Annotated in this window: 19 protein-coding genes; 11 read left to right on the forward strand and 8 right to left on the reverse strand. The window is 64.8% G+C overall.

Going from position 1 to position 22,336, the window contains the following annotated elements; all coding sequences use genetic code 11:
• Positions 1-9 precede the first annotated feature (9 nt).
• Genes lysA through CAG46_RS02275 form a run of 5 tightly spaced genes read left to right on the forward strand, consistent with a single transcriptional unit; the run spans position 10 to position 4,407 of the window.
• Entirely contained in the window at positions 10-1,257 is a 1,248-nt protein-coding gene (gene lysA, locus CAG46_RS02255; protein WP_085615906.1) for a diaminopimelate decarboxylase, read from the forward strand.
• 4 nt (positions 1,258-1,261) lie between these two features.
• Positions 1,262-2,092 carry a diaminopimelate epimerase gene (dapF, locus tag CAG46_RS02260; protein WP_085615908.1) on the forward strand — a complete coding sequence of 277 codons (831 nt, stop codon included), beginning with the start codon at positions 1,262-1,264 and terminating at the stop codon, positions 2,090-2,092.
• Positions 2,093-2,105: 13 nt separating this feature from the next.
• On the forward strand, positions 2,106-2,816 hold the full coding sequence (locus tag CAG46_RS02265) for a DUF484 family protein (RefSeq protein ID WP_015272252.1): 711 nt from the start codon (positions 2,106-2,108) through the stop codon (positions 2,814-2,816).
• Positions 2,816-3,715: a tyrosine recombinase XerC gene (gene xerC, locus CAG46_RS02270; RefSeq protein WP_013974746.1), complete on the forward strand. Its 900-nt coding sequence runs from the start codon at positions 2,816-2,818 to the stop codon at positions 3,713-3,715. Before CAG46_RS02265 ends, xerC begins: the two co-directional genes overlap by 1 nt.
• A complete protein-coding gene (locus CAG46_RS02275) occupies positions 3,712-4,407 on the forward strand; it encodes an HAD family hydrolase (protein ID WP_085615910.1) in 696 nt (231 codons plus the stop codon). The genes xerC and CAG46_RS02275 overlap by 4 nt, the downstream gene beginning before the upstream one ends.
• A gap of 181 nt (positions 4,408-4,588) precedes the next feature.
• Here the strand turns inward: CAG46_RS02275 and sutA are convergent, their stop codons facing one another.
• The 3 genes from sutA to glnK form a co-directional block, all read right to left on the reverse strand.
• Entirely contained in the window at positions 4,589-4,918 is a 330-nt protein-coding gene (gene sutA / locus CAG46_RS02280; RefSeq protein WP_013974748.1) for a transcriptional regulator SutA, read from the reverse strand.
• Positions 4,919-5,347: 429 nt separating this feature from the next.
• Positions 5,348-6,679 (reverse strand): ammonium transporter, encoded by a 1,332-nt coding sequence (locus tag CAG46_RS02285; protein ID WP_025341075.1) that lies wholly within the window; start codon positions 6,677-6,679, stop codon positions 5,348-5,350.
• 46 nt (positions 6,680-6,725) lie between these two features.
• Positions 6,726-7,064, reverse strand: coding sequence for a P-II family nitrogen regulator (glnK, locus tag CAG46_RS02290; RefSeq protein ID WP_002555808.1), 339 nt, complete (start codon positions 7,062-7,064; stop codon positions 6,726-6,728).
• 515 nt (positions 7,065-7,579) lie between these two features.
• Here glnK and CAG46_RS02295 point away from each other — a divergent pair.
• A complete protein-coding gene (locus CAG46_RS02295) occupies positions 7,580-7,846 on the forward strand; it encodes an accessory factor UbiK family protein (RefSeq protein ID WP_025341076.1) in 267 nt (88 codons plus the stop codon).
• 139 nt (positions 7,847-7,985) lie between these two features.
• A complete protein-coding gene (locus CAG46_RS02300) occupies positions 7,986-9,476 on the forward strand; it encodes a YifB family Mg chelatase-like AAA ATPase (protein WP_085615912.1) in 1,491 nt (496 codons plus the stop codon).
• Between the two features lie 123 nt (positions 9,477-9,599).
• Here CAG46_RS02300 and CAG46_RS02305 read toward each other — a convergent pair whose 3' ends face one another.
• Complete coding sequence (locus tag CAG46_RS02305) at positions 9,600-9,968, reverse strand: response regulator transcription factor (protein ID WP_075046733.1); 369 nt, start codon at positions 9,966-9,968, stop codon at positions 9,600-9,602.
• Positions 9,965-10,957, reverse strand: coding sequence for a response regulator (locus CAG46_RS02310; RefSeq protein WP_085615914.1), 993 nt, complete (start codon positions 10,955-10,957; stop codon positions 9,965-9,967). Before CAG46_RS02310 ends, CAG46_RS02305 begins: the two co-directional genes overlap by 4 nt.
• A gap of 238 nt (positions 10,958-11,195) precedes the next feature.
• Here CAG46_RS02310 and CAG46_RS02315 point away from each other — a divergent pair, with 238 nt between their 5' ends.
• Positions 11,196-16,244 (forward strand): ATP-binding sensor histidine kinase, encoded by a 5,049-nt coding sequence (locus CAG46_RS02315; RefSeq protein WP_085615917.1) that lies wholly within the window; start codon positions 11,196-11,198, stop codon positions 16,242-16,244.
• A gap of 116 nt (positions 16,245-16,360) precedes the next feature.
• On the opposite strand, the gene ycaC (CAG46_RS02320) is transcribed toward CAG46_RS02315, so the two are convergent.
• Positions 16,361-16,987, reverse strand: a complete 627-nt coding sequence (gene ycaC / locus CAG46_RS02320; protein ID WP_004375560.1) for an isochorismate family cysteine hydrolase YcaC — start codon at positions 16,985-16,987, stop codon at positions 16,361-16,363.
• A gap of 73 nt (positions 16,988-17,060) precedes the next feature.
• Entirely contained in the window at positions 17,061-17,423 is a 363-nt protein-coding gene (locus tag CAG46_RS02325) for a helix-turn-helix domain-containing protein (RefSeq protein ID WP_085615919.1), read from the reverse strand.
• Positions 17,424-17,603: 180 nt separating this feature from the next.
• Between CAG46_RS02325 and CAG46_RS02330 the strand changes: the two genes are divergently transcribed.
• The 3 genes from CAG46_RS02330 to CAG46_RS02345 all read left to right on the forward strand — a co-directional run bounded on the left by CAG46_RS02330 (position 17,604) and on the right by CAG46_RS02345 (position 21,412).
• Positions 17,604-18,578: a GlxA family transcriptional regulator gene (locus CAG46_RS02330; protein WP_085615921.1), complete on the forward strand. Its 975-nt coding sequence runs from the start codon at positions 17,604-17,606 to the stop codon at positions 18,576-18,578.
• Positions 18,579-18,820: 242 nt separating this feature from the next.
• The gene (locus CAG46_RS02335) at positions 18,821-20,608 is read left to right on the forward strand and encodes a monovalent cation:proton antiporter-2 (CPA2) family protein (protein ID WP_025341083.1); all 1,788 of its coding nucleotides are present in this window, start codon (positions 18,821-18,823) and stop codon (positions 20,606-20,608) included.
• A gap of 510 nt (positions 20,609-21,118) precedes the next feature.
• Positions 21,119-21,412 (forward strand): hypothetical protein, encoded by a 294-nt coding sequence (locus CAG46_RS02345; protein ID WP_015272306.1) that lies wholly within the window; start codon positions 21,119-21,121, stop codon positions 21,410-21,412.
• A gap of 177 nt (positions 21,413-21,589) precedes the next feature.
• On the opposite strand, the gene ycaC (CAG46_RS02350) is transcribed toward CAG46_RS02345, so the two are convergent.
• Positions 21,590-22,219 carry an isochorismate family cysteine hydrolase YcaC gene (ycaC, locus tag CAG46_RS02350; protein WP_013974760.1) on the reverse strand — a complete coding sequence of 210 codons (630 nt, stop codon included), beginning with the start codon at positions 22,217-22,219 and terminating at the stop codon, positions 21,590-21,592.
• Positions 22,220-22,336 lie beyond the last annotated feature (117 nt).

The raw sequence follows: 22,336 nt of genomic DNA on the forward strand, positions 1-22,336 counted from the left end.
GGAAACCAGATGAACGCTTTCAACTACCGCGACGGCGAGCTGTTCGCGGAAGGCGTGGGCCTGTCGGCCATCGCCGAACGCTACGGCACCCCGACCTACGTGTACTCGCGCGCCCACATCGAGGCCCAGTACCGTAGCTACGCCGACGCCCTGCAAGGCACCGAGCACCTGGTGTGTTTCGCGGTCAAGGCCAACTCCAACCTCGGCGTACTGAACGTGCTGGCGCGCCTGGGCGCAGGCTTCGACATCGTCTCCGGCGGTGAGCTGGAGCGCGTGCTGGCCGCTGGCGGCCGTGCCGACCGCGTGGTGTTCTCCGGCGTCGGCAAGACCCGCGACGACATGCGCCGTGCCCTGGAAGTCGGCGTGCACTGCTTCAACGTCGAATCCACCGACGAACTGGAGCGCCTGCAAGTGGTGGCCGCCGAGATGGGCAAGGTTGCCCCGGTCTCGCTGCGGGTCAACCCGGACGTCGACGCCGGCACCCACCCGTACATCTCCACCGGCCTGAAAGAGAACAAGTTCGGCATCGCCATCGCCGACGCCGAGGCCATCTACGTGCGCGCGGCGCAGCTGCCGAACCTGGAAGTGGCCGGTGTCGACTGCCACATCGGTTCGCAACTGACCACCGTCGAGCCTTTCCTCGATGCCCTCGACCGCCTGCTGGTGCTGGTCGACCGCCTGGCCGAGTGCGGCATCCACCTGCGCCACCTGGACCTGGGTGGCGGTGTCGGCGTGCGTTACCGCGATGAGGAGCCGCCGCTGGTGGCCGACTACATCAAGGCGATCCGCGAGCGCGTCGGCGACCGCGACCTGGCCCTGGTGTTCGAGCCGGGCCGCTACATCGTGGCCAACGCCGGCGTCCTGCTGACCCGCGTGGAATACCTCAAGCACACCGAGCACAAGGACTTCGCCATCATCGATGCGGCGATGAACGACCTGATCCGCCCGGCCCTGTACCAGGCCTGGATGGGTGTCAGCGCGGTCAAGCCACGCGCAGGCGAAGGCCGTGCCTACGACCTGGTCGGCCCGATCTGCGAGACTGGCGACTTCCTCGGCAAGGACCGCGTGCTGAACCTGGCCGAAGGTGACCTGCTGGCCGTACAGTCCGCGGGCGCCTATGGTTTTGTCATGAGCTCCAACTACAACACCCGTGGCCGTTGCGCTGAAATCCTGGTCGACGGCGACCAGGCCTTCGAAGTACGCCGCCGCGAGACCATCGCCGAATTGTACGCTGGCGAAAGCCTGCTGCCGGAGTAAGCCCATGCTGCTGCGTTTTACCAAGATGCATGGGCTGGGCAACGACTTCATGGTCCTCGACCTGGTCAGCCAGCACGCGCACATCCAGCCCAAGCACGCCAAGCAATGGGGTGACCGCCACACCGGCATCGGCTTCGACCAGTTGCTGATCGTCGAGGCGCCGAACAACCCGGAAGTGGACTTCCGCTACCGCATCTTCAATGCCGACGGCTCCGAGGTCGAGCAGTGCGGCAACGGTGCGCGCTGCTTCGCCCGCTTCGTGCTGGACAAGCGCCTGACCGCGAAAAAGCGCATCCGCGTGGAAACCAAGAGCGGCATCATCGAGCTGGACGTGCAGAACGACGGCCAGATCAGTGTCGACATGGGCCCACCGCGCTTCATCCCTGCCGAAATCCCCTTCGTCGCCGACGAGCAGGCGCTGAGCTACCCACTGGAAGTCGACGGCCAGGTGTATTCGATTGCCGCCGTGTCCATGGGTAACCCGCATGCCGTGCTGCGTGTCGACGACGTGCGTACCGCCCCTGTGCACCAGCTGGGCCCGAAGATCGAAAACCACCCACGCTTCCCGCAGCGGGTGAATGCCGGCTTCCTCCAGGTCATCGACCGCCACCGCGCCAACCTGCGTGTGTGGGAACGTGGTGCGGGCGAAACCCAGGCCTGCGGCACCGGCGCCTGCGCCGCCGCCGTGGCGGCGATCAGCCAGGGCTGGATGGACTCCCCGGTGTCCCTCGACCTGCCCGGTGGCCGCCTGCACATCGAATGGGCCGGCCCCGGCAAGCCCGTACTGATGACCGGCCCGGCCGTACGCGTCTACGAAGGACAGGTTCGTCTCTAAGCGAGTAACCGCCATGACCGATCAGCCCCAGGTTGTACCCCAGCAGTCCGCCGAGCTCGATGCCGAAGCGGTGGTCGCCTACCTGCGCGCCCACCCCACCTTCTTCGCCGAGCACGACGAGCTGCTGATCGAACAGCGCATCCCGCACCAGCGTGGCGACAGCGTGTCGCTGGTGGAGCGCCAGCTCAAGCTGCTGCGCGACCGCAACATCGAGATGCGCCACCGCCTGTCACAACTGATGGACGTGGCCCGCGACAACGACCGGCTGTTCGACAAGACCCGCCGGCTGATCCTCGACCTGCTCGACGCCGGCAGCCTGGAAGAAGTGGTGATGGCGGTCGAAGACAGCCTGCGCCAGGAGTTCCAGGTGCCCTTCGTCAGCCTGATCCTGTTCGGCGAAAACGTCGCGCCGGTCGGGCGCTGGGTCAGCAACGCCGAAGCGCAGCAGGCCATCGGTGCCCTGCTGGGCGGCGGCAAGACGGTCAGCGGCAACTTGCGCGAGCACGAGCTGGCCTTCCTGTTCGGTGAAGAACAGCGCCGGGAAGTGGGCTCCAGCGCCGTGGCTGCCCTGGAATACCAGGGCCTGCACGGGGTGCTGGCGATCGGCAGCCGCGACCCGCAACACTACAAGAGCAGCGTCGGCACCTTGTTCCTTGGCTACATTGCCGAGGTGCTTGGCCGCGTTGTGCCACGCGTTACCCAGACCCTGCGCCCGGTACGCTGATGGAACGCCAGCTGGAGGCTTATTGCGCACACCTGCGCAACGAGCGCCAGGTGTCCGAGCACACCCTGCTGGGCTACCGTCGCGACCTGGACAAGGTGGTCGCCTACTGCAAGGAGCACGGCATTGCCGATTGGCAGGCGCTGCAGATCCAGCAACTGCGCCAGCTGATCGCCCGCCAGCACCACCACGGCCAGTCCTCGCGCAGCCTGGCCCGGCTACTGTCGGCGGTGCGTGGCCTGTACCGCTATCTCAACCGCGAAGGCCTGTGCCAGCACGACCCGGCCAGCGGCCTGAGCGCACCCAAGGGCGAACGCCGGCTGCCCAAGGTGCTGGACACCGACCGCGCCCTGCAACTGCTGGATGGCGGTGTCGACGATGACTTCATCGCCCGGCGCGACCAGGCCATCCTCGAACTGTTCTATTCGTCGGGCCTGCGCCTGTCCGAGCTGACCAACCTCGACCTCGATCACCTGGACCTCGCCGCCGGCCTGGTGCAGGTGCTGGGCAAGGGCGGCAAGGCCCGCGTGCTGCCGGTCGGCCGCAAGGCCCGCGAAGCGTTGCAGGCCTGGTACCGCCTGCGCGGCATCGGCAACCCGCGCGACCGCGCGGTGTTCATCACCCGCCAGGGCAACCGCATCAGCCCACGGGCCGTTCAGCAACGGGTGAAGGCTGCCGGTGAGCGCGAGCTGGGCCAGCACCTGCACCCACACATGCTTCGCCATTCCTTCGCCAGCCACGTGCTGGAATCGTCTCAGGACCTGCGCGCAGTGCAAGAGATGCTCGGCCATGCCGACATCGGCACCACGCAGATCTATACCCACCTGGACTTCCAGCACCTGGCCGCGGTGTACGACAGCGCCCACCCTCGGGCCAAACGCAGCAAAGGCACAGACTCATGAGCATCAAGCTGATCACCTTCGACCTCGACGACACCCTGTGGGATACCGCGCCGGTGATTGCCAGCGCGGAAGTCGTGCTGCGCGACTGGCTCGAAGCCAACGCCCCAATCCTTGGCGGCGTGCCGGTGGAGCACCTGTTCGCCATTCGCGAGCGCCTGGTGCAGGCCGAACCCGGCCTGAAGCACCGCATCAGCGCCCTGCGCCGACGGGTGCTGTTCCATGCCCTGGAAGAAGTCGGCTACAGCGAAAAGCATGCGCAGGAGCTGGCCAACGAAGGTTTCGAAGTATTCCTGCATGCCCGTCACCAGGTGGAGATCTTCCCGGAGGTACAGCCGGTGCTGGAGATCCTGCGCCATCACTACACCTTGGGCGTGGTCACCAACGGCAATGCCGACGTGAGCCGGCTGGGGCTGGCGGACTATTTCCGCTTTGCCCTGTGTGCCGAGGACCTCGGCATCGGCAAGCCGGACCCGGCGCCGTTCCGCGAAGCCCTGCGCCGCGGTGCCGTTGAGGCCAGCGCGGCGGTGCACATCGGTGACCACCCGGGCGATGACATCGCCGGCGCCCAGCGCGCCGGGCTGCGTGCGGTGTGGTTCAACCCGCAGGGCAAGGCGTGGGTAGGCGAACAGGCGCCTGATGCCGAGATCCAGCGCCTGTCGCAGTTACCCGACATCCTCGCGCGCTGGCGCTGACAGGGGCCGCTGCGCGGCCCATTCGCGGGCACGCCCGCTCCCACATGTTCACCACCGCCCTCAGGTCCTGCGCCGTCCCTGTGGGAGCGGGTTTACCCGCGAAGAGGCCGGCACAGGCAACCCATAACCCACAGGCACAAAAAAGCCCGCAGCGACGGCGGGCTTTTTTTCGATCAGCCACTCAGATAGGGCGGCTGCCGTACTTGTTGTCCGGCTTCTTGGGCGGGTCGGCGACCACGTTGGCCTCGACTTCCTGAACCTTGCCGCCACGAGCGAGGAACTCTTCCATGGCCTTGGCCAGGGCGTCACGCTCCTTCTGCTTGGCTTCCATGCTCGGCATCTCGTCTACCGAGACCGCGGCCTTGGATTTGCCCTTGGCAGCGGGTGCCGGGCTGCTGTCGTCATCGCCAGCGTCTTCGGCGCCGTCATCAGCTGCCGCTTCGAGGCCTTCATCGCCCTCGTCTTCGTCGCCTACTTCGAGGTCATCATTTTCCAGATCGTCGTCGCTCATGTTCTACCTCATGACTTGCGAAAAGCAGGTTAGTTATAGACCAGTGCAGCCGTAGACCGGCAGCCACCAGTGAAAATTCAACTGGCCGTGGGTTAGGCCACTGCCCTAGGGTCGGCGCTCCTGATGGGAGGCGGCACCCAGCAGGCCCTGCTCCTGGCAGGACCTGACAAATCCTTTAGCCCCTGCTGGCCACACGCTATTGGCAAGCCTAGCAAAGGCTGGCGAAGCGTGTGGACTACTCGTCAAACACCCTTCGGCGCGCATTCTAGCGCGCCAGCAGAAAAAGCAAAGCACCATGAATGCTCTGCGTTTTGTAAGATTTCCGCCTACGTCGCGAACGTGTCGGATAAACCGTTTGCCGTGCGGGAAATGCTAAAAATCTGGCAAAAAAATGCCCGGCAAGCCGGGCAAGTTTTTACCGCGTCGCAGTTACAGGTTGTAGCCGCGCTCGTTGTGCTGAGCCAAGTCGAGGCCGACCGACTCTTCTTCTTCGCTGACCCGCAGGCCCATCACCACATCCAGCACCTTGAGGATCACGTAGGTGACGATGGCGGTGTAGACCACGGTGAAAATCACGCCCTTGGCCTGGATCCAGACCTGCATGCCGATGTCGGTGACGGCACCGAAGCCGCCCAGCGCCGGGGCTGCGAACACGCCGGTGAGGATGGCGCCGATGATACCGCCGATGCCGTGCACGCCGAAGGCATCCAGCGAGTCGTCATAGCCCAGCTTGCGCTTGAGGCTGGTGGCGCAGAAGTAGCAGACCACACCCGAGACCAGGCCGATCACCAGGGCACCCATCGGGCCTACGGTACCGGCAGCCGGGGTGATGGCGACCAGGCCGGCGACCACGCCCGATGCGATGCCCAGGGCGCTCGGCTTGCCGTGGCCGATCCACTCGGCGAACATCCAGCCCAGGGCCGCGGCGGCGGTGGCGATCTGGGTCACCAGCATGGCCATGCCGGCGGTGCCGTTGGCGGCAGCGGCAGAGCCTGCGTTGAAGCCGAACCAGCCGATCCACAGCATGGCCGCGCCCATCAGGGTGTAGCCCAGGTTGTGCGGGGCCATCGGGGTGGTCGGGTAGCCCTTGCGCTTGCCCAGCACCAGGCAGCAGACCAGGCCCGCGATACCGGCGTTGATGTGCACCACGGTGCCGCCGGCAAAGTCCAGCACGCCCCAGTCCCACATCAGAGCACCGTCACCGCTCCAGACCATGTGCGCGATCGGCGCGTAGACCAAGGTGAACCAGATGCCCATGAACACCAGCATCGCGGAGAACTTCATGCGCTCGGCGAAGGCACCGACGATCAGCGCCGGGGTGATGATGGCGAAGGTCATCTGGAAGGTGATGAATACCGCTTCAGGGAACAGCGCGGCAGCCGAGGTCAGGTTCGAGGGCGTGACGCCGCTGAGGAACGCCTTGGAGAACCCGCCGACGAAGGAATTGAAGTTGAGCACGCCCTTTTCCATACCAGTGGTATCGAAGGCCATGCTGTAGCCGTAGACGACCCAGAGAATGCTCATCAGGCCAGTGATTGCAAAGCACTGCATCATCACCGACAGCACGTTCTTGGAACGCACCATGCCGCCATAGAACAGGGCCAGGCCCGGAATGGTCATGAACAGCACCAGCGCCGTTGCGGTCAGCATCCAGGCGGTGTCGCCGGAGTTCAGCGCTGGGGCAGCTTCCTCTGCCAGGGCAAGCCCGGGCATTACGAGGGACAATAGGGCTCCTAGCCCTGCGATCTTACGCAGAGTCATGTTGTTTTCTCCTGGGGCGTTGGGTTTGGTGAGGCTTTGTTGCTGCTTAGATCGCGTCGGTATCGGTTTCGCCGGTACGGATACGGATCGCCTGCTCCAGATTCACCACGAAAATCTTGCCGTCACCGATCTTGCCGGTGTTGGCTGCCTTGGTGATGGCTTCGATTACCCGATCAAGGTCCTTGTCATCGATGGCGACATCGATCTTCACCTTGGGCAGGAAATCGACCACGTATTCAGCACCGCGATACAGCTCGGTATGGCCCTTCTGCCGACCGAAGCCTTTGACTTCGGTGACGGTGATGCCCTGCACGCCGATTTCCGACAGCGACTCGCGCACGTCGTCCAGCTTGAACGGCTTGATGATGGCTGTGACTAGCTTCATGAAACTCTCTCCCGATTTGGTGGACTTGCCCCAGGAAAACAAACCCGTCTCAAGTCTAAGCGCAGCGCTTGGCTTTGTAACGCGTCGTCGGCATCCGGCTCCGCGTGCGCACTGCCTGGTCACAAGGAACTGCATCAGTGCATGGCTCGCAGTGGTCTTTGCAGAAACCTTGCCAGTTCCGTCAAAGCACGGGAAAACAGCGAGTTATGTGAATCAGTCGGGATTGGCCAGTCGCCAGCATGGGAAACATGCACAATTTCGGTGCATCCCGGCCTGGCGCATTGCTCGAAAAATGTGCAGTTTCAGAGGTGCGCTGCTTTCTGTAGGAGCGGCCTTGTGTCGCGATAGGGGTGCGAAGCGCCCCCACGATTTGTGCCTGGATACTGATATCGCTGGGGCCGCTGTGCGGCCCTTTCGCGACACAAGGCCGCTCCTACACAAGCCCGCGACCGGATCAGATGCGCATGTGTGCGTGCTACACTGCCGGCCATTTCCCAGTATCAGTGGACAGCCCCATGCTCGCGCCCAAAGCCCTTCTCGATGCCCTGAGCGACCAGGCCTCGCGCCTGTTCAGCAGCGATACCGCCCAGCCCCGCGCCGAACTGGAAAGCCAGTTCAAGGTGCTGATGCAAGGTGCCTTCAGCAAGCTGGACCTGGTCAGCCGCGAAGAATTCGACAGCCAGATGGTCGTCCTGGCGCGCACCCGCGCACGCCTCGAAGCCCTGGAAAAACAGGTAGCCGAACTGGAAGCACGGCTGAATCCAGCCCCGCAGGATGAATGAATGCGCAAGGGCATGAAAATACAGGGTAACGCCCTAGCCTGAAAAACCACGACGCACACTTGTAGCTCCGGCCCGGGCCGCGCTGGCTATGCTTGCAAAGCCGCAGGAAGCGGCCCTTTTCAGCGACAACGGAGCGTCCATGTCCCTAGCCCTCGTCCACAGCCGCGCCCAGGTGGGCGTGCAGGCACCGGCGGTCAGCGTCGAAACCCACCTGGCCAACGGCTTGCCCCATCTCACGCTGGTCGGTCTGCCGGAAACCACGGTCAAAGAGAGCAAGGACCGGGTACGCAGCGCCATCGTCAACTCCGGTTTGAACTACCCGCAGCGGCGCATCACCCAGAACCTCGCCCCCGCCGACCTACCCAAGGATGGCGGGCGCTATGACCTGGCCATTGCCCTGGGTATCCTCGCCGCCGATGGCCAGGTACCAACGGCCACCCTTGCCGAGGTCGAATGCCTGGGCGAACTGGCGCTATCTGGCAAATTGCGCCCGGTGCAGGGCGTGCTGCCCGCGGCACTGGCGGCACGCGAAGCAGGCCGGGCGCTGGTGGTGCCACGGGAAAACGCCGAGGAAGCCAGCCTGGCAGGCGGGCTGGTGGTGTATGCGGTGGGGCACCTGCTGGAGCTGGTCGCCCACCTGAACGGCCAGGTGCCGTTGCCGCCGTATGCGGCCAACGGCCTGATCCTGCAGCAACGCCCGTACCCGGACCTGAGCGAGGTGCAGGGCCAACTGGCTGCCAAGCGTGCACTGCTGCTAGCGGCGGCCGGGGCACATAACCTGCTGTTCACCGGGCCTCCCGGTACCGGCAAGACCTTGCTCGCCAGCCGCCTGCCAGGGCTGCTGCCACCGCTGGACGAGCACGAGGCACTGGAAGTGGCGGCGATCCAGTCAGTCAGCGGCCATGCGCCTCTGAGCAGCTGGCCGCAGCGGCCTTTTCGCCATCCACACCACTCCGCCTCCGGCCCGGCGCTGGTCGGCGGCAGCAGCCGGCCGCAACCGGGCGAAATCACCCTGGCCCACCATGGCGTGCTGTTTCTGGATGAATTGCCGGAATTCGAGCGGCGCGTGCTGGAGGTGTTGCGCGAGCCGCTGGAGTCGGGCGAGATCGTGATTGCCCGGGCCCGCGACAAGGTGCGCTTCCCGGCACGTTTCCAACTGGTGGCGGCAATGAACCCCTGCCCTTGCGGCTACCTGGGCGACCCCACTGGCCGCTGCCGCTGCAGTACCGAGCAGATCGCGCGGTATCGCAACAAGCTGTCCGGGCCGTTGCTGGACCGTATCGACCTGCACCTGACCGTGGCCCGGGAGAGCACCACGCTGAACAACCAGCCCTGCGGCGAGACCAGTGCCGATGTGGCGGCCAAGGTAGCCGAGGCACGTGAACTGCAACAGCGGCGGCAAGGGTGTGCGAATGCGTTTCTCGACCTTGAGGGGTTGCGCCGCCATTGTGGCTTGGCAGCGGCGGACCAGGCCTGGCTGGAGGGGGCCTGTGAACGGCTGACCCTGTCGTTGCGCGCGGCACACCGGTTGTTGAAGGTGGCGCGAACGCTGGCGGATCTGGAAGGTAGCCAGGCAATTGGCCGGGCGCATCTGGCCGAGGCCCTGCAGTACCGGCCGGGGAGCAGTTAGATTGCCGGGGCTGCCTTGCAGCCCATCGCGACACAAGGCCGCTCCCACAAGAGACACCACAGTTTCAAGGGTTGTGGAGATCCCTGTGGGAGCGGGCAAGCCCGCGAAGGGCCGACACAGGCATCACTGGCTGCCCAGCAAAGCATCTTCAACCACCTTCAGCAGCACCTCTTCAGAAAATGGCTTGCCCAGGCAGACCAGCGCCCCAAGCGCCATCGCCGCCCGCACCGCCCCTTCATCCCAATGCGCCGACATGCAGATCACCGGCAAACGCCACTCCAGCCGGGCCAGTTCGCGCTGCACCGCCAGCCCGCTCATTCCAGGCATCCTCAGGTCGAGCAGCACACACCCCGCTTGCCGCGCCAGTGCCGAGGCCAGGAACAGGTCCCCTGCAGCAAAAGACAAGGTCTCGAAACCTGCCGAACGCAGCAGGTTTGCCAGGCTTTTGCGCACCGACGCATCGTCGTCGACGATGCACACCGCTCTGCTCATGCGCCGCCCAGGCCCTCAGGCTGCGCCCCGATGACGTTGTGCATGGCCACCAGCTCCAGCAGCGAGCGGGACTGCATCTTGTTCATGATGTTCTTCTTGTGCACCTTGGTCGTCACCTCGCTGGTGCCGATCTGCTTGGCGATCTGCTTGTGCGACAGGCCGCCGACCACCAGCGAGAACACCTGGCGCTCGCGCTGGGTCAGGCGCTGGTACTTTTCCTCGACCTGCCGCGCATGGTGCCACCTGCGCCCTTCGGCCACGGCACGCGTGCGCACCGCCTGCAGCAGTGTCAGCAGCTGGTCTTCGTCGAACGGTTTGGTCAGGAACTCCACGGCCCCGGCACGCATGGCCTGGACGGTCATCGGGATGGTGCCGAAACCGGTCATGAACACGATCGGCCAGGGCAGCGCCAGCCGGCGTAGCGCGTCTTGTACCTCCAGGCCGCTGGTATCGGGCAGGTGCATGTCCAGCAACAGGCAGGCATAGGGGGTTTCCAGGCGGGCCTCGAACAACGCCTCGGCACTGGCGAACAAATGATGCGGAATGTCCTGCGAGCGCAGCAGGCGACCTAACGCCGTACGCACCGACGGGTCGTCATCCACCACCAGCACCGGCACGTTCAAGTGCTCATCGAACAACTCGACAGTGTCGGCCACGGCGCACAGCGGCGATTTGCCCAACGCCTCGCCAGGCACCTCGAGACTGATCTCGGCGGCCAGGCGATAGCCCCGGCGCGGCACGGTCTGGATCAGGCCACGGTCGCCAAAGGCCTTGCGCAGCAAGGACACCTGCACCTGCAGGTTGTTGTCCTCGACCACCGTGCCAGCCCACACCTGGCTGAACAGCTCGTCCTTGCCGACCACCCGGCCCTTGGCCTTGATCAGCGTCGCCAGCACCTCGAAGGCACGCCCGCCCAACAGGATCGGCTTGCCATCAACAAAGGCTTCGCGCCGCTCCAGCGACACCTGGGCATTACCTATTCGGATCATGGCTTCCTCGCGCGGGCATGGGCGTTTCCCAGCCCCGGGCAGCCTAGGCCAGCGTACGCCTTCAGACAATTATCCCGAGGGATAGGTTGGCCTGGGGACTATACAAAAGCCCGCCAGCCCCCAGGGGACGATAACGGACAACAGCGTGCCCGTTCCTGCCAAGCAGGCTGCAGGCCGCATCCGTGTTGGGCTCGCTGCGTATACTCGCGCGTCAGGATGTCGCTAGCAGGGGTGCCTTATGCTCGATGAACGCCTTGCCCACAGGCCCATCGATTACGACCAGACCGTCGACGAGGGCTGGCTGAACCGGTGCGACATCAGCGCGCTGGGCCAGGAAGGTGAGCTCAGCTACTTCCGCCTGCGCGACCCTGCCACCCACCAGGCCTGGATCGCCGTGCGCGCCCCGCGCGAGGCCCCCGCCGCCTGCCAGCGCCTGGAACGTGACTACCGCCTGCAACTCGACCCGCAGTGGGCGGTGATCCCCTCGGCGTTCGTGCGTTCGGCCGAAGGCCCGCTACTGGTGTACCCGGCCGGCCGCTCCATCGCCGACCTTATCGCAGAAGGCCCAGCAGCCCTGACGCCGTTTCTCGAGATTGCGGTAAACGCGGCCACTGCCTTGGCCCAGGCCCACGAACACAATGTGCTGCACGGCGCGCTGCAGCCCGAACATGTGTGCCTGCACACCAACCAGCGAGTGCGGCTGGGCTGCTTTCGCGCCGACCCGGCGGAGCTGATCAGCGAACAGGGCACTGCGCTCGGCAACTGGGCGTACCTGGCGCCGGAACAGGTCTGCCCGCACGGCAGCAGCAGCGACCGACGCACCGACATCTATGCCCTGGGTGCGATCCTCTACCAGCTACTGCTGGGCGAATTGCCGCTGGCCGGACGCGACACCCAGCACTGGCGCCAGCTGCATGCCGGCGTGCAGCCACGAGCGGCCTGCGAAGTGGACGGCAATGTGCCGCAACCTCTCAGCCGGATCCTGGCCAAGGCTTTGGCCAAAGAGCCGGACGCCCGCTACCAGAGTGCCCGCGCCCTGGCGGTGGACCTGGCCCATTGCCAGCGGCAGTGGGCCGCCAGCAAGTCCATGGAGGCCTTCGAACCAGGCTGTGCCGACCCGGTCACGCCCGACCGCGCACGCCTGTATGGCCGCTGCGCCGAGCAGAAGGCCATCGCCCTGCTGCTCAAGGCCCTGCGCCGTGACAGCAAGCCACAGGCCCTGTTCATCAATGGGGCTACCGGCATGGGCAAGTCGAGCCTGGTCGAGGCAGCACTCAAGGCCAACGCCCAGGGTTACTGGGCCACCGGCAAGTGCAGCGGCGTTGCCCAGGCCGTGCCCTACGCGCCCTGGGTCGAAATTCTCGGCGCGCTGACCACCCAGTTGCTGGCCCAGAACAGCCAGGACCTCGACACTCTGCGCCGCGAGATCCTGCGCCGCATCAAGGGCCACGGCCGGCTGCTCGGCAAGCTGGCGCCAGACCTGCAACTGGTCCTCGGCTCCCTGCCCGAATTGCCGGCCAAGCCCACGCGCCTGGCGCTGCAGAAGGAGCTGCGGGCGATCGTCGAATTCCTGCAGGTGCTCAGCCGCCCCGGCCAGCCGCTGGTGCTGTTCTTCGATGACCTGCAGTGGGTCGACGACGCCAGCCAGCAACTGCTGGCGCAACTGTTGGCTCACGCGCCCGGCAACCTGCTGCTGATCTTCGCCCGGCGCAATGATGCGCCAGCCAGCAGTACACCCCTTGCCCTGCCCGCAGCGGTGCGCAGCACCACGCTGAACCTGCGGCCCCTGGCGATGGGCGCGGTGACCGAGCTGATCGGCGAGCGCTACCATGTCGGCCCCGAGGATGCATTGCAGGTGGCCGAGCTGGTGCACGACAAGACGGCGGGCAACCCGTTCTTCATCAATCAGATTCTCCGGGCCCTGGTCGAGGACCAGCTGTTCACCTTCGACACCCAGGCCATGCGCTGGTCATGGTGCCTGAAGGCCGTGGCCCGCCACCGCTATTCCGACAATGTCGCCGACCTGATGATCCACCGCCTGGCGCGCCTGCCAGAGCCGCAGCGCGACCTGCTGCGGGTGGCCAGCGCAGCGGGCAGCCGCTGCGATGAACGCCTGCTTCAGCAGGTGCTGTCTCAAGTGCCCGGCGAACCGTTGAAAGCCTTGATTGGCGCGGGTTTCCTGCAATCGGGCCAGAACGGCCTGGGCTTCGCCCATGAGCGGGTGATGGAAGCCGCGTACGCTCTCACGCCCGCGCGCGAGCGCGCCCAGCTGCATGCAAATATCGCCCTGGCCATGCGCCAGGCCTGGCCGGGGCGCCTGCACGAGGCACTGTTCGAGCTTGCCAACCAGCTGCAACGCGCCAGCCCATGCGGGTTTGCAGCAGATGACTGCGAAGCGTTCCTGCAGCTTTTACGCGAAGCCGCAGCACGAGCACGCGACGGCGGCGCTTTCGAACAGACAGCTGGCTACCTGCACACGGCCGAGCAGTTGCTGCACCACGGCGCAACGCTGGAAAGCCGCGCCACGCATGGCTTTGCCATCGCCTGCATGGCGACCGAGTGCGACATGCAACTGTCGCGAATGATCGCGGCCGAGGCCCGCATCACTGAATGCCGCCAGCGCGCTCGCTCGGCGTTGGACCAGGCGCGGGTGTGTCGCCTGCAGGCGCTGCTGTACACCTTGCGCGGCGACTATCAGGCGGCCATCGACAGCGCCATATCCGGCCTGGACTTGCTAGGTATAAGCCCGGTGCGGGGTGTCGACTGGCAACAGGTCGAGGCCAGTCATGCCCATGTACAGGCCTTGGTCGAACAGAAAGGCCGCCACTGCCTGGAGTCGCTGCAGCGCACCGATTCGGAGGAAGTGACGGTTGCCATCAGCCTGCTGGCCACCCTGTCGTCATCGTTTTTTGTAAAGGACGACATCTGCTTCCTGCACCTGGCCAAGCTCATGGAGCTGTCGCTGCTGCACGGCGTCGCCCCGGGCAGCACCTACGGCATGGCCTGGTACGGGGTGATGATTGCCGAGCGCTTCGGCGCCTACCATGATGGCCATGCTTGCTGCCTGGCTGCGCTCAAGCTGATAGAACGACACGGTTTCGACGCTGACTTGACCAGCGCGCTGCTGGCCCTGGACCAGGTCAGCGCCTGGACCTCGCCCATGGAGTTCGCCCGCCGTACCGCGCTGGATGCGGTCGACTCAGGGCGCGTGAGCGGTGACCTGGCGATGAGCTGCTATGCCTGCAACCACCTGGTTTCCGATTCGCTGTTCATGGGCCGCTACCTGCCGGACGTGGTGGAGGAACTGGCCCAAGGCTTGGCCACCGTGCGTCGCTACGGTTACCGCGACATCGAGCAGATCCTGCAGGCCCAGCAAGCGTTCGTCGCCAAATTGAGCGGCACGCCCTGCCCGGCCTCGGCCACAGCCTCGAAATCGCCTACCACGCGGTTCTTCCAGTACCTCATGGCCGGCATGTGCGATTTCTACCTGGGCAACATCCCGCAGGCCATGCGCAACCTGGCACTGGCCGGCGACAACACCTGGGCGGTACCGGCGCACATCAACCTGGCCGACTATCACCTGTTCCGCGGCCTGGCCCTGGGCAGCCCCGAGGCCATTGGCAGCCTTGCCGACAAGCTGCGCGAGCTGCAGGCCCTGCGGGAGCGCTTCGGCCGCTGGGCCGGCTTCAACCCGGCCACCTTCCGCAACAAGCTGTTGCTGATCGAAGGCGTGATCGCCAAGCTCGAAGGCGACGGCCTGGCCGCCATCCGCTGCTTCGACCAGGCACAGATCGCCGCCACCGCCGCCGGTTTCATCCACGAGCAGGCGCTGGCCCACGAACAGCTGGCCGAGGTATGCATCCCCAGCGGCCTGATCTCCGGCGCCAACCTGCACCTGCGCATCGCCCGCGACTGTTTCCATATCTGGGGCGCGACCGGCAAGGTGCACCAGCTGGAGGCTTTGCACCCGTTCCTGCGCACCCAGCCGATCCAGGAAAGCCACCGCGCCACCCACCAGGCCAAGCTCGACCTGGAAGCCGGCATCGAGGCAGCACGGGCGCTGTCCGAGGAAGTGCTGCTCGAGGGCCTGATCGAAACCCTGATGGGCCAGCTGACCCAGCACTCCGGCGCCGACCACGGTGCGCTGCTGATCGTCAGCGGTGCCGAATTCCAGATGGCGGCCCTCGCCTACATCGACGACGCCGGGCTGCACGTGAGCATGGACGACTGCCAGAAGTTCATGACCCAGGCGCCGCTGTCGATCATCAACGCCACCATGCGCACCAAGAAGCCCCTGGTGCTCAACGATGCCCAGAGCGATTGCCCCGAGGCCTTCCGCCAGCAGTTGCAGGCGCGCAAGGCCCGTTCGGTGCTGTGCCTGCCGCTGGTGATCCAGGGTGTGCTTATCGGCCTGGTGTACCTGGAAAACCGCCTGGTACCGAACCTGTTCGGCAGCCAGCGCCTGGCCATGCTGGAAATACTCGCCTCGCAGGCGGCGGTGTCGCTGCAAACCGCCAAGTTCTACACACGCCTGGCCGAAGACAACCAGACCCGCGCCCAGATGGAGGCTGAGCTGCGCCGCTCCCGCGCGGAGTTGGCGCGCACGGCGCACCTGCAGGTGATGAACGAGCTGTCCGCGTCCATCGCCCACGAGATCAGCCAGCCGCTGCTGGGCATCGCCTCCAACGCCGCTGCCAGCCTGCGCTGGCTGAAACGCGCCAAGCCCGACCTGGAAGAGGCGATTGCCGGCCTGGAAGACATCCGCAACGACAGCGAACGGGCCGCCAACATCGTGCGTGCGCTGCGCTCGCTGGCCAAGCAGTCGCCGATGCAGCTCAAGGCGGTGAAGCTGGACGAACTGATCCGCGAAGTGGTGCGCCTGACCTCGGCCGATGCCGCCAAGGGCACGGTGGACGTGCAGATGCGCTTGCAGGCGGGGGTGAGCGTGATGGCCGACCCGGTGCAGTTGCAGCAGTTGGTGTTCAACCTGATTACCAATGGCCTCGAGGCGCTGGCGGGGTATCGCAGCGATGGGGTGCTGCGGATTGCGTCGGCGGTGGTCGGGGATGGGGTGGAGATCTGCGTGGACGACAACGGGCCGGGGATTGCAGCGGATGAGCGCGAGCGAGTGTTCGATGCGTTTCATACCACCAAGATCGGCGGCATGGGGATGGGCTTGGCGATCTGCAACTCGGTGGTGCAGGCCCATGGTGGGCAGTTGCAGGCGCTGGTGTCAGAGCTGGGGGGGTGTCGGATTCGCCTCACTCTGCCTGTGAATCATTCTTAGCCTGTACCGGCCTCTTCGCGGGCACGCCCGCTCCCACAGGAACCGTGCAGCTCTCAAGCTGTGCGCTATCCCTGTGGGAGCGGGCGTGCCCGCGAAGGGGCCGGTACAGGTTTACATCAACGGGCGCTCAGGGCCGCATAGCTGTTCATCAGGTTGCGGTAGTTGGGAATGCGCTGCGACAGCAGGTTACCCAACCCTTCGATGTCATTGCGCCAGTCGCGGTGCAGCTCACAGGCCACCGAGAACCAGTTCATCATCTGTGCACCCGCCTGGGTCATGCGCACCCAGGCCGCCTGCTGCACGGTTTCGTTGAAGGTGCCCGAAGCATCGGTCACCACGAACACTTCAAAACCTTCCGCCAGCGCCGACAGGGTCGGGAACGCCACGCACACATCGGTCACCACGCCAGCGATGATCAGCTGCTTGCGGCCAGTGGCCTTGATCGCCTTGACGAAGTCTTCGTTGTCCCAGGCGTTGATCTGGCCAGGGCGGGCAATGTACGGCGCATCCGGGAACATCTCTTTCAGCTCGGGCACCAGCGGGCCGTTCGGGCCTTGCTCGAAGCTGGTGGTGAGGATGGTCGGCAGGCCGAAGAACTTGGCCAGGTCGCCCAGGGCCAGCACGTTGTTCTTGAACTCGTTGGGCGAGAAGTCCTGCACCAGCGAAATCAGGCCGGTCTGGTGGTCGACCAGCAGCACCACGGCGTCGTCTTTGTTCAGGCGCTTGTAATCGGGTTGGCTCATCGGGGTGACTCCTTGGGTTGGGAAAACGGGCCGGCACTGTCCACAAGGGGCTATACCGGCGGATAGGTTCGGCTTAAGGATGGGCCTGCGCCTGGCGCCAGGCCTTGGGCGGCTGGCCGACCAGGCGGCTGAAGGCACGGGTGAAATGGGCCTGGTCGCAGAAGCCGCATTCCAGGCTCACGTGGGTGATCGGCGCCTCGGTGGCGAGCAGGCGCTTGGCCTTTTCCATGCGTGCCAGCAGGCGCCAGGCCTGGGGCGAGAGACCGGTGTTGACCTTGAATGCGCGGGAGAAGTGGCTGCGGGTGAGGTTGCATATCCCGGCGATTTCGATGATCGACAACGGGCTGTGCAACATCAGTTCCTTGGCCCGGCGCAACCGTGCTGGCGTCAGTGCGCCGGGGGGTTGCAACGGTGCTTGGGGCGTCCCGGGGTGCATGGCGACTCTCCTGTTCAATGCAGAAAGTCTCGCCCCCGGCACATGACAAAGTCCTGAGCCAAACCTGAATTGTTGTTAATTGCGCGCTGCTGGCCCTGGCTGTTTTACCGATACCTTAAGATGCATTTCGTATTCAGCTTCAGGCCGCCCGTGGCGGCCGGCATTCAAGGCAAAAGAGTCATGCAGGAAAAACCCGCCCACCGCACCGTGGCCATGGTGCTGTTCAATGATGTGCTGTTGCTGGACGTGACCGGGCCCATGGACGCGTTTGCCATTGCTAACCGCTTCCTTCCTGCCGAGCGGAAGTACCGGCTGCTGACCCTGGCCGAAGGGCAGGCAGCGGTGCGCGGCTCCTGCGGGTTGAAAGTGGTAGCCGACCTGCGTCTGGAGGATTTGCCGGAAGCCGTCGACCTGTTGCTGGTGCCAGGCGGCCCGGGCGCCTATGACATCGCCCTGCCAGGCATCGAGCGCTGGCTGCCCCAGGCCGTGCGCCAGGCCAAACGCTTTGGTGCCATCTGCACCGGGGTATTTCTGCTGGGCCGCGCCGGGCTGCTGGACGGCTATCGCTGCACCACCCACTGGAACTACGTGGAGCGCCTGGCACAGGCGTTCCCCGAGGCGAAGGTCGAGACCGAACAGATCTACGTGATCGACCGCTGCCTGATTACCTCGGGCGGCATCACCGCTGGCATCGACCTGGCACTGGCGGTGGTGGCCGAAGACCACGGCAAGGCGCTGGCCCTGGAGGTGGCCAAGGTGCTGCTGGTCGCCCGCCATCGCCAGGGCGGGCAGACACCCTACGGGCCACTGCTGGCGGCTGTACCGCGGGATGATTCGCCGATTGCCCGGGTGCAGGCGTATATCGTCGACCATATCGAGCAAGCCTTCACCGTGCAGAAGATGGCCGACCTGGTGGCCATGAGCGGGCGCAACTTCGCCCGCACCTTTCAACGCGAGGTGGGCATCACGCCGCTGCAATACTTGCAGAACGCACGCATCGACCGCGCGCGCAAACTGCTGGAAGGCACCGACCTGCCGTTGAAGGTAGTGGCGGCGCAGTGCGGGTTTGGCAGTGACCGGCATTTGCGCAAGGTGTTCTCCGAGCGGATTGGCATGACGCCGGCGCAGTATCGGGCGCAGTTTGGTGGCAGTTGAGTATGCAGATTTCCTGTGCCGGCCTCTTCGCGGGTGAACCCGCTCCCACAGGTGTTGCGCAGGCTTGAAGACACCGCTGTACCTGTGGGAGCGGGTTCACCCGCGAAGAGGCCAGCACGATTGTCATCTGATTCAGGACAATGTGTCTTCCTCACAGCAGATTGTCTGACACTCCCACATTCCCCAGAATTGTCCGCCAAACTGATCTAACGCTGCCCCGGCAGCTCATGGAGTACGAGCCAATGCCACACGAAGGCAGCCTTCTGCAAACCGCGGTGATCTTCCTGCTCGCCGCTGTCCTCGCCGTCCCCCTGGCCAAGCGCCTGCACCTGGGGGCCGTGCTCGGTTACCTGCTCGCCGGCGTGATCATCGGTCCGCAGGCGCTGGGCCTGATCCGCGACACCGAAAGCGTGGCGCACATTTCCGAGCTGGGCGTGGTCCTGCTGCTGTTCATCATCGGCCTCGAGCTGTCGCCCAAGCGCCTGTGGCTGATGCGCAAGTCGGTATTCGGCGTCGGTACCGCCCAAGTGCTGCTGACCGGTGCGCTGATCGGTGCCATTGCCCTGTTCGGCTTCAGCCAGACGCTACCGGCGGCCATCGTGCTCGGTCTGGGCCTGGCGCTATCGTCCACCGCCCTTGGCCTGCAGAGCCTGGCCGAAAGCAAGCAGCTCAACGCCCCGCACGGCCGCCTGGCGTTCGCCATCCTGCTGTTCCAGGACATCGCCGCCATCCCACTGATCGCATTGGTTCCACTGCTGGCCGCCAGTGGCCCGGACACCAGCCACGGCGACAGCCTGGAGCATGGCCTGAAGGTGTTCGCCAGCATCGCCGTGGTCATCGTCGGTGGCCGCTACCTGCTGCGCCCGGTGTTCCGCACCGTGGCCCGCACCGGCCTGCCGGAAGTGTCCACCGCCACCGCGCTGCTGGTTGTGATCGGCACTGCCTGGCTGATGGAAGAAGCCGGCATTTCCATGGCCCTGGGTGCCTTCCTCGCCGGCCTGCTGCTGGCCGACTCGGAATACCGCCACGAGCTGGAATCGCAGATCGAACCGTTCAAGGGCCTGCTGCTGGGGCTGTTCTTCATCAGCGTCGGCATGGGCGCCAACCTGCGCCTGCTGCTGGAAATGCCTTTGGTGGTGCTGGGCCTGACCCTGCTGCTGGTGGCCGTGAAGCTGGTACTGCTGATCGGCGTCGGGCGCCTGGCCGGTGGCCTGAACAGCGCCAGTGCCCTGCGCCTGGGCATGGTGCTGGCTGCCGGTGGTGAATTTGCCTTCGTGGTGTTCAAGCTGGGCAAGGACCAAGGCTTGTTCGACACCCAGACCTACGACCTGCTGCTGATGACCATCACCCTGTCGATGGCCATTACCCCGCTGCTGATGATTGGCTGCGCCCACGCCCTCAAGCGCCCGCAACCGGCGCGTGAGGTGCCGGAGCATTACAAGCAGATCCAGGCTGACACGCCACGGGTGGTGATCGTCGGCATGGGCCGCATGGGCCAGATCGTCGCGCGCATCCTGCGGGCACAGAAGATTCCGTTCATTGCCCTGGAAACCTCGGTGGACACCATCGAGATGACCCGTATGTTCGAACAGGTACCCGTGTTCTACGGCGACCCGCTGCGCCCCGAGGTGCTGCATGCCGCCAAGGTGGGCGAGGCGGAATACTTCATCATCACCATTGATGACCCGGAAGCTGCCATTCACACGGCGGAACGGGTGAAACGCCTGTATCCGCACCTGAAAGTGCTGGCCCGCGCGCGTAACCGCCAGCATGTGCACAAGTTGGCGGATGTCGGCGCCGAGCCGATTCGCGAGACGTTCTACTCCAGCCTGGAGATGACACGCCGGGCATTGGTGGGGTTGGGGTTGAGCGAGGCGCAGGCGGCGGACCGGATTGCGCGGTTTACCCAGCATGACGAAGAAGTGCTGGTGGCCCAGGGACAGGTGCGTGATGACCGGGCCAAGGTGATGCAGACGGCCAAGGAGGCCCGGGCGGAGTTGGAGCGGTTGTTTGATTCGGATGCGGATTGAGGGTTGGCGCATAGATTCAGGAAGAGGGCTCAGGCCCTCTTTTGTATTTTTGGCTTGAGATTGTCTGGGTCCGCTGCGCGGCCCTTCGCGGGCATGCCCGCTCCCACAGGTACTGCACCGCTTGCCAGGCTTGCGCTATTCCTGTGGGAGCGGGCGTGCCCGCGAAGGGCCGCGCAGCGGACCCAGTGCACAAAAATATCAGCAGCATCCTACTTCGCTGCGAGCCATTTCCTACTCAGCTACACCATCTGACGAATTATCCTACGCACCGTGTCGACGCCCGTCTGATTGTCCGGGGAAAGCCTGCTCTCTAGGCTTGCCGGGTCGCTGTCGGTTCAGCGATCGGGTGTGGAAACCCGTCTGGTCTGAGGTGCTGTCTTCAATGGCAGCTGTGCGCGGGAGGCCGTATGGCCTACCGGGTTGCCTCCGACCGGTTTTCCACCCCGCGTACAACTGCCACCCTTCGTGTGGAAACGGATGGTTGCAGGACAACCTTGTGAGGTCACTGCAATGAAAAAAATTGTCCCCAATCCACCTCTTCCCGACACCAAAGAGCGCGCTTTCAGCCGCTGCGATGCCGGCCATCCACCTTTGTTCACAGTAAACCCAGGCGTCTCCGCCCACGACGCCCTGGTGCATGTCGCCCAGTACCTGCGCGGCGCCTACGACTGTGGCTACAAAGCCCTGGAACACCTGGATGAAACCGGCAAGAGCCTGTTCTGGAGCAACCTGAATGCGCTCGAAATGGCAGAAGGATTGGTTGAGGCATTGCTGGATGGGATTGAGTCGCAGCCCATGAATTGATGTTGTCTTTGCTGGCCTCTTCGCGGGTGAACCCGCTCCCACAAGGATCACCACAGGCGCTGAAACTGTGCAGTACCTGTGGGAGCGGGTTTACCCGCGAAAGGGCCAGCGCAGCAAACAAAAAAGGCCGGCTCCCTGCAGAGGAAGCCGGCCTTTTTGCATTCAACTAACGGGCTGTTACTTACCCGCAGTCAGCGCGTTGTAGCTGGTAATCAGGTTGCGATAATCCGGAATGTGGTTGGAGCACAGCGCCGCCAGCCCTTCGATGTCGTTGCGCCAGTCGCGGTGCAGCTCACAGGCCACGCCGAACCAGGTCATCATTTGCGCGCCGGCGCGGCTCATGCGGTCATGGGCAGCATCGCGGGTCATTTCGTTGAAGGTGCCGGAAGCATCGGTCACGACGAACACTTCGAACTCTTCTTCCAGGGCCGACAGCGCCGGGAAGGCTACACAGACCTCAGTCACCACGCCGGCAATGATCAGCTGCTTCTTGCCAGTGGCCTTCACCGCCTTGACGAAATCTTCGTTGTCCCAAGCGTTGATCTGGCCTGGGCGGGCGATGTACGGGGCGTCCGGGAACAGGGCTTTCAGCTCTGGTACCAGCGGGCCGTTCGGGCCTTGTTCGAAGCTGGTGGTGAGGATGGTCGGCAGGTTGAAGAACTTGGCCAGGTCGGCCAGGGCCAATACGTTGTTCTTGAACTTGTCCGGTTCGATGTCACGGACCAGGGACAGCAGGCCAGCCTGGTGGTCGACCAGCAGGACAGCGGCGTCGTCTTTGTTCAGGCGGTTGTAGGTGAATTTGCTCATGGTCTGTGCTCCTAAGGGTTATGAATTTTTCAGCATTCGGGGGTGTTTCGCGTTGATGGGCACAGATTAAAATCATCACCTTTGTGGCGGTAGATAGCAGAATTTGGCTTTAGCGTT

The organism is Pseudomonas sp. B23(2017), assembly GCF_002113725.1.
Taxonomy (GTDB): domain Bacteria; phylum Pseudomonadota; class Gammaproteobacteria; order Pseudomonadales; family Pseudomonadaceae; genus Aquipseudomonas; species Aquipseudomonas putida_Z.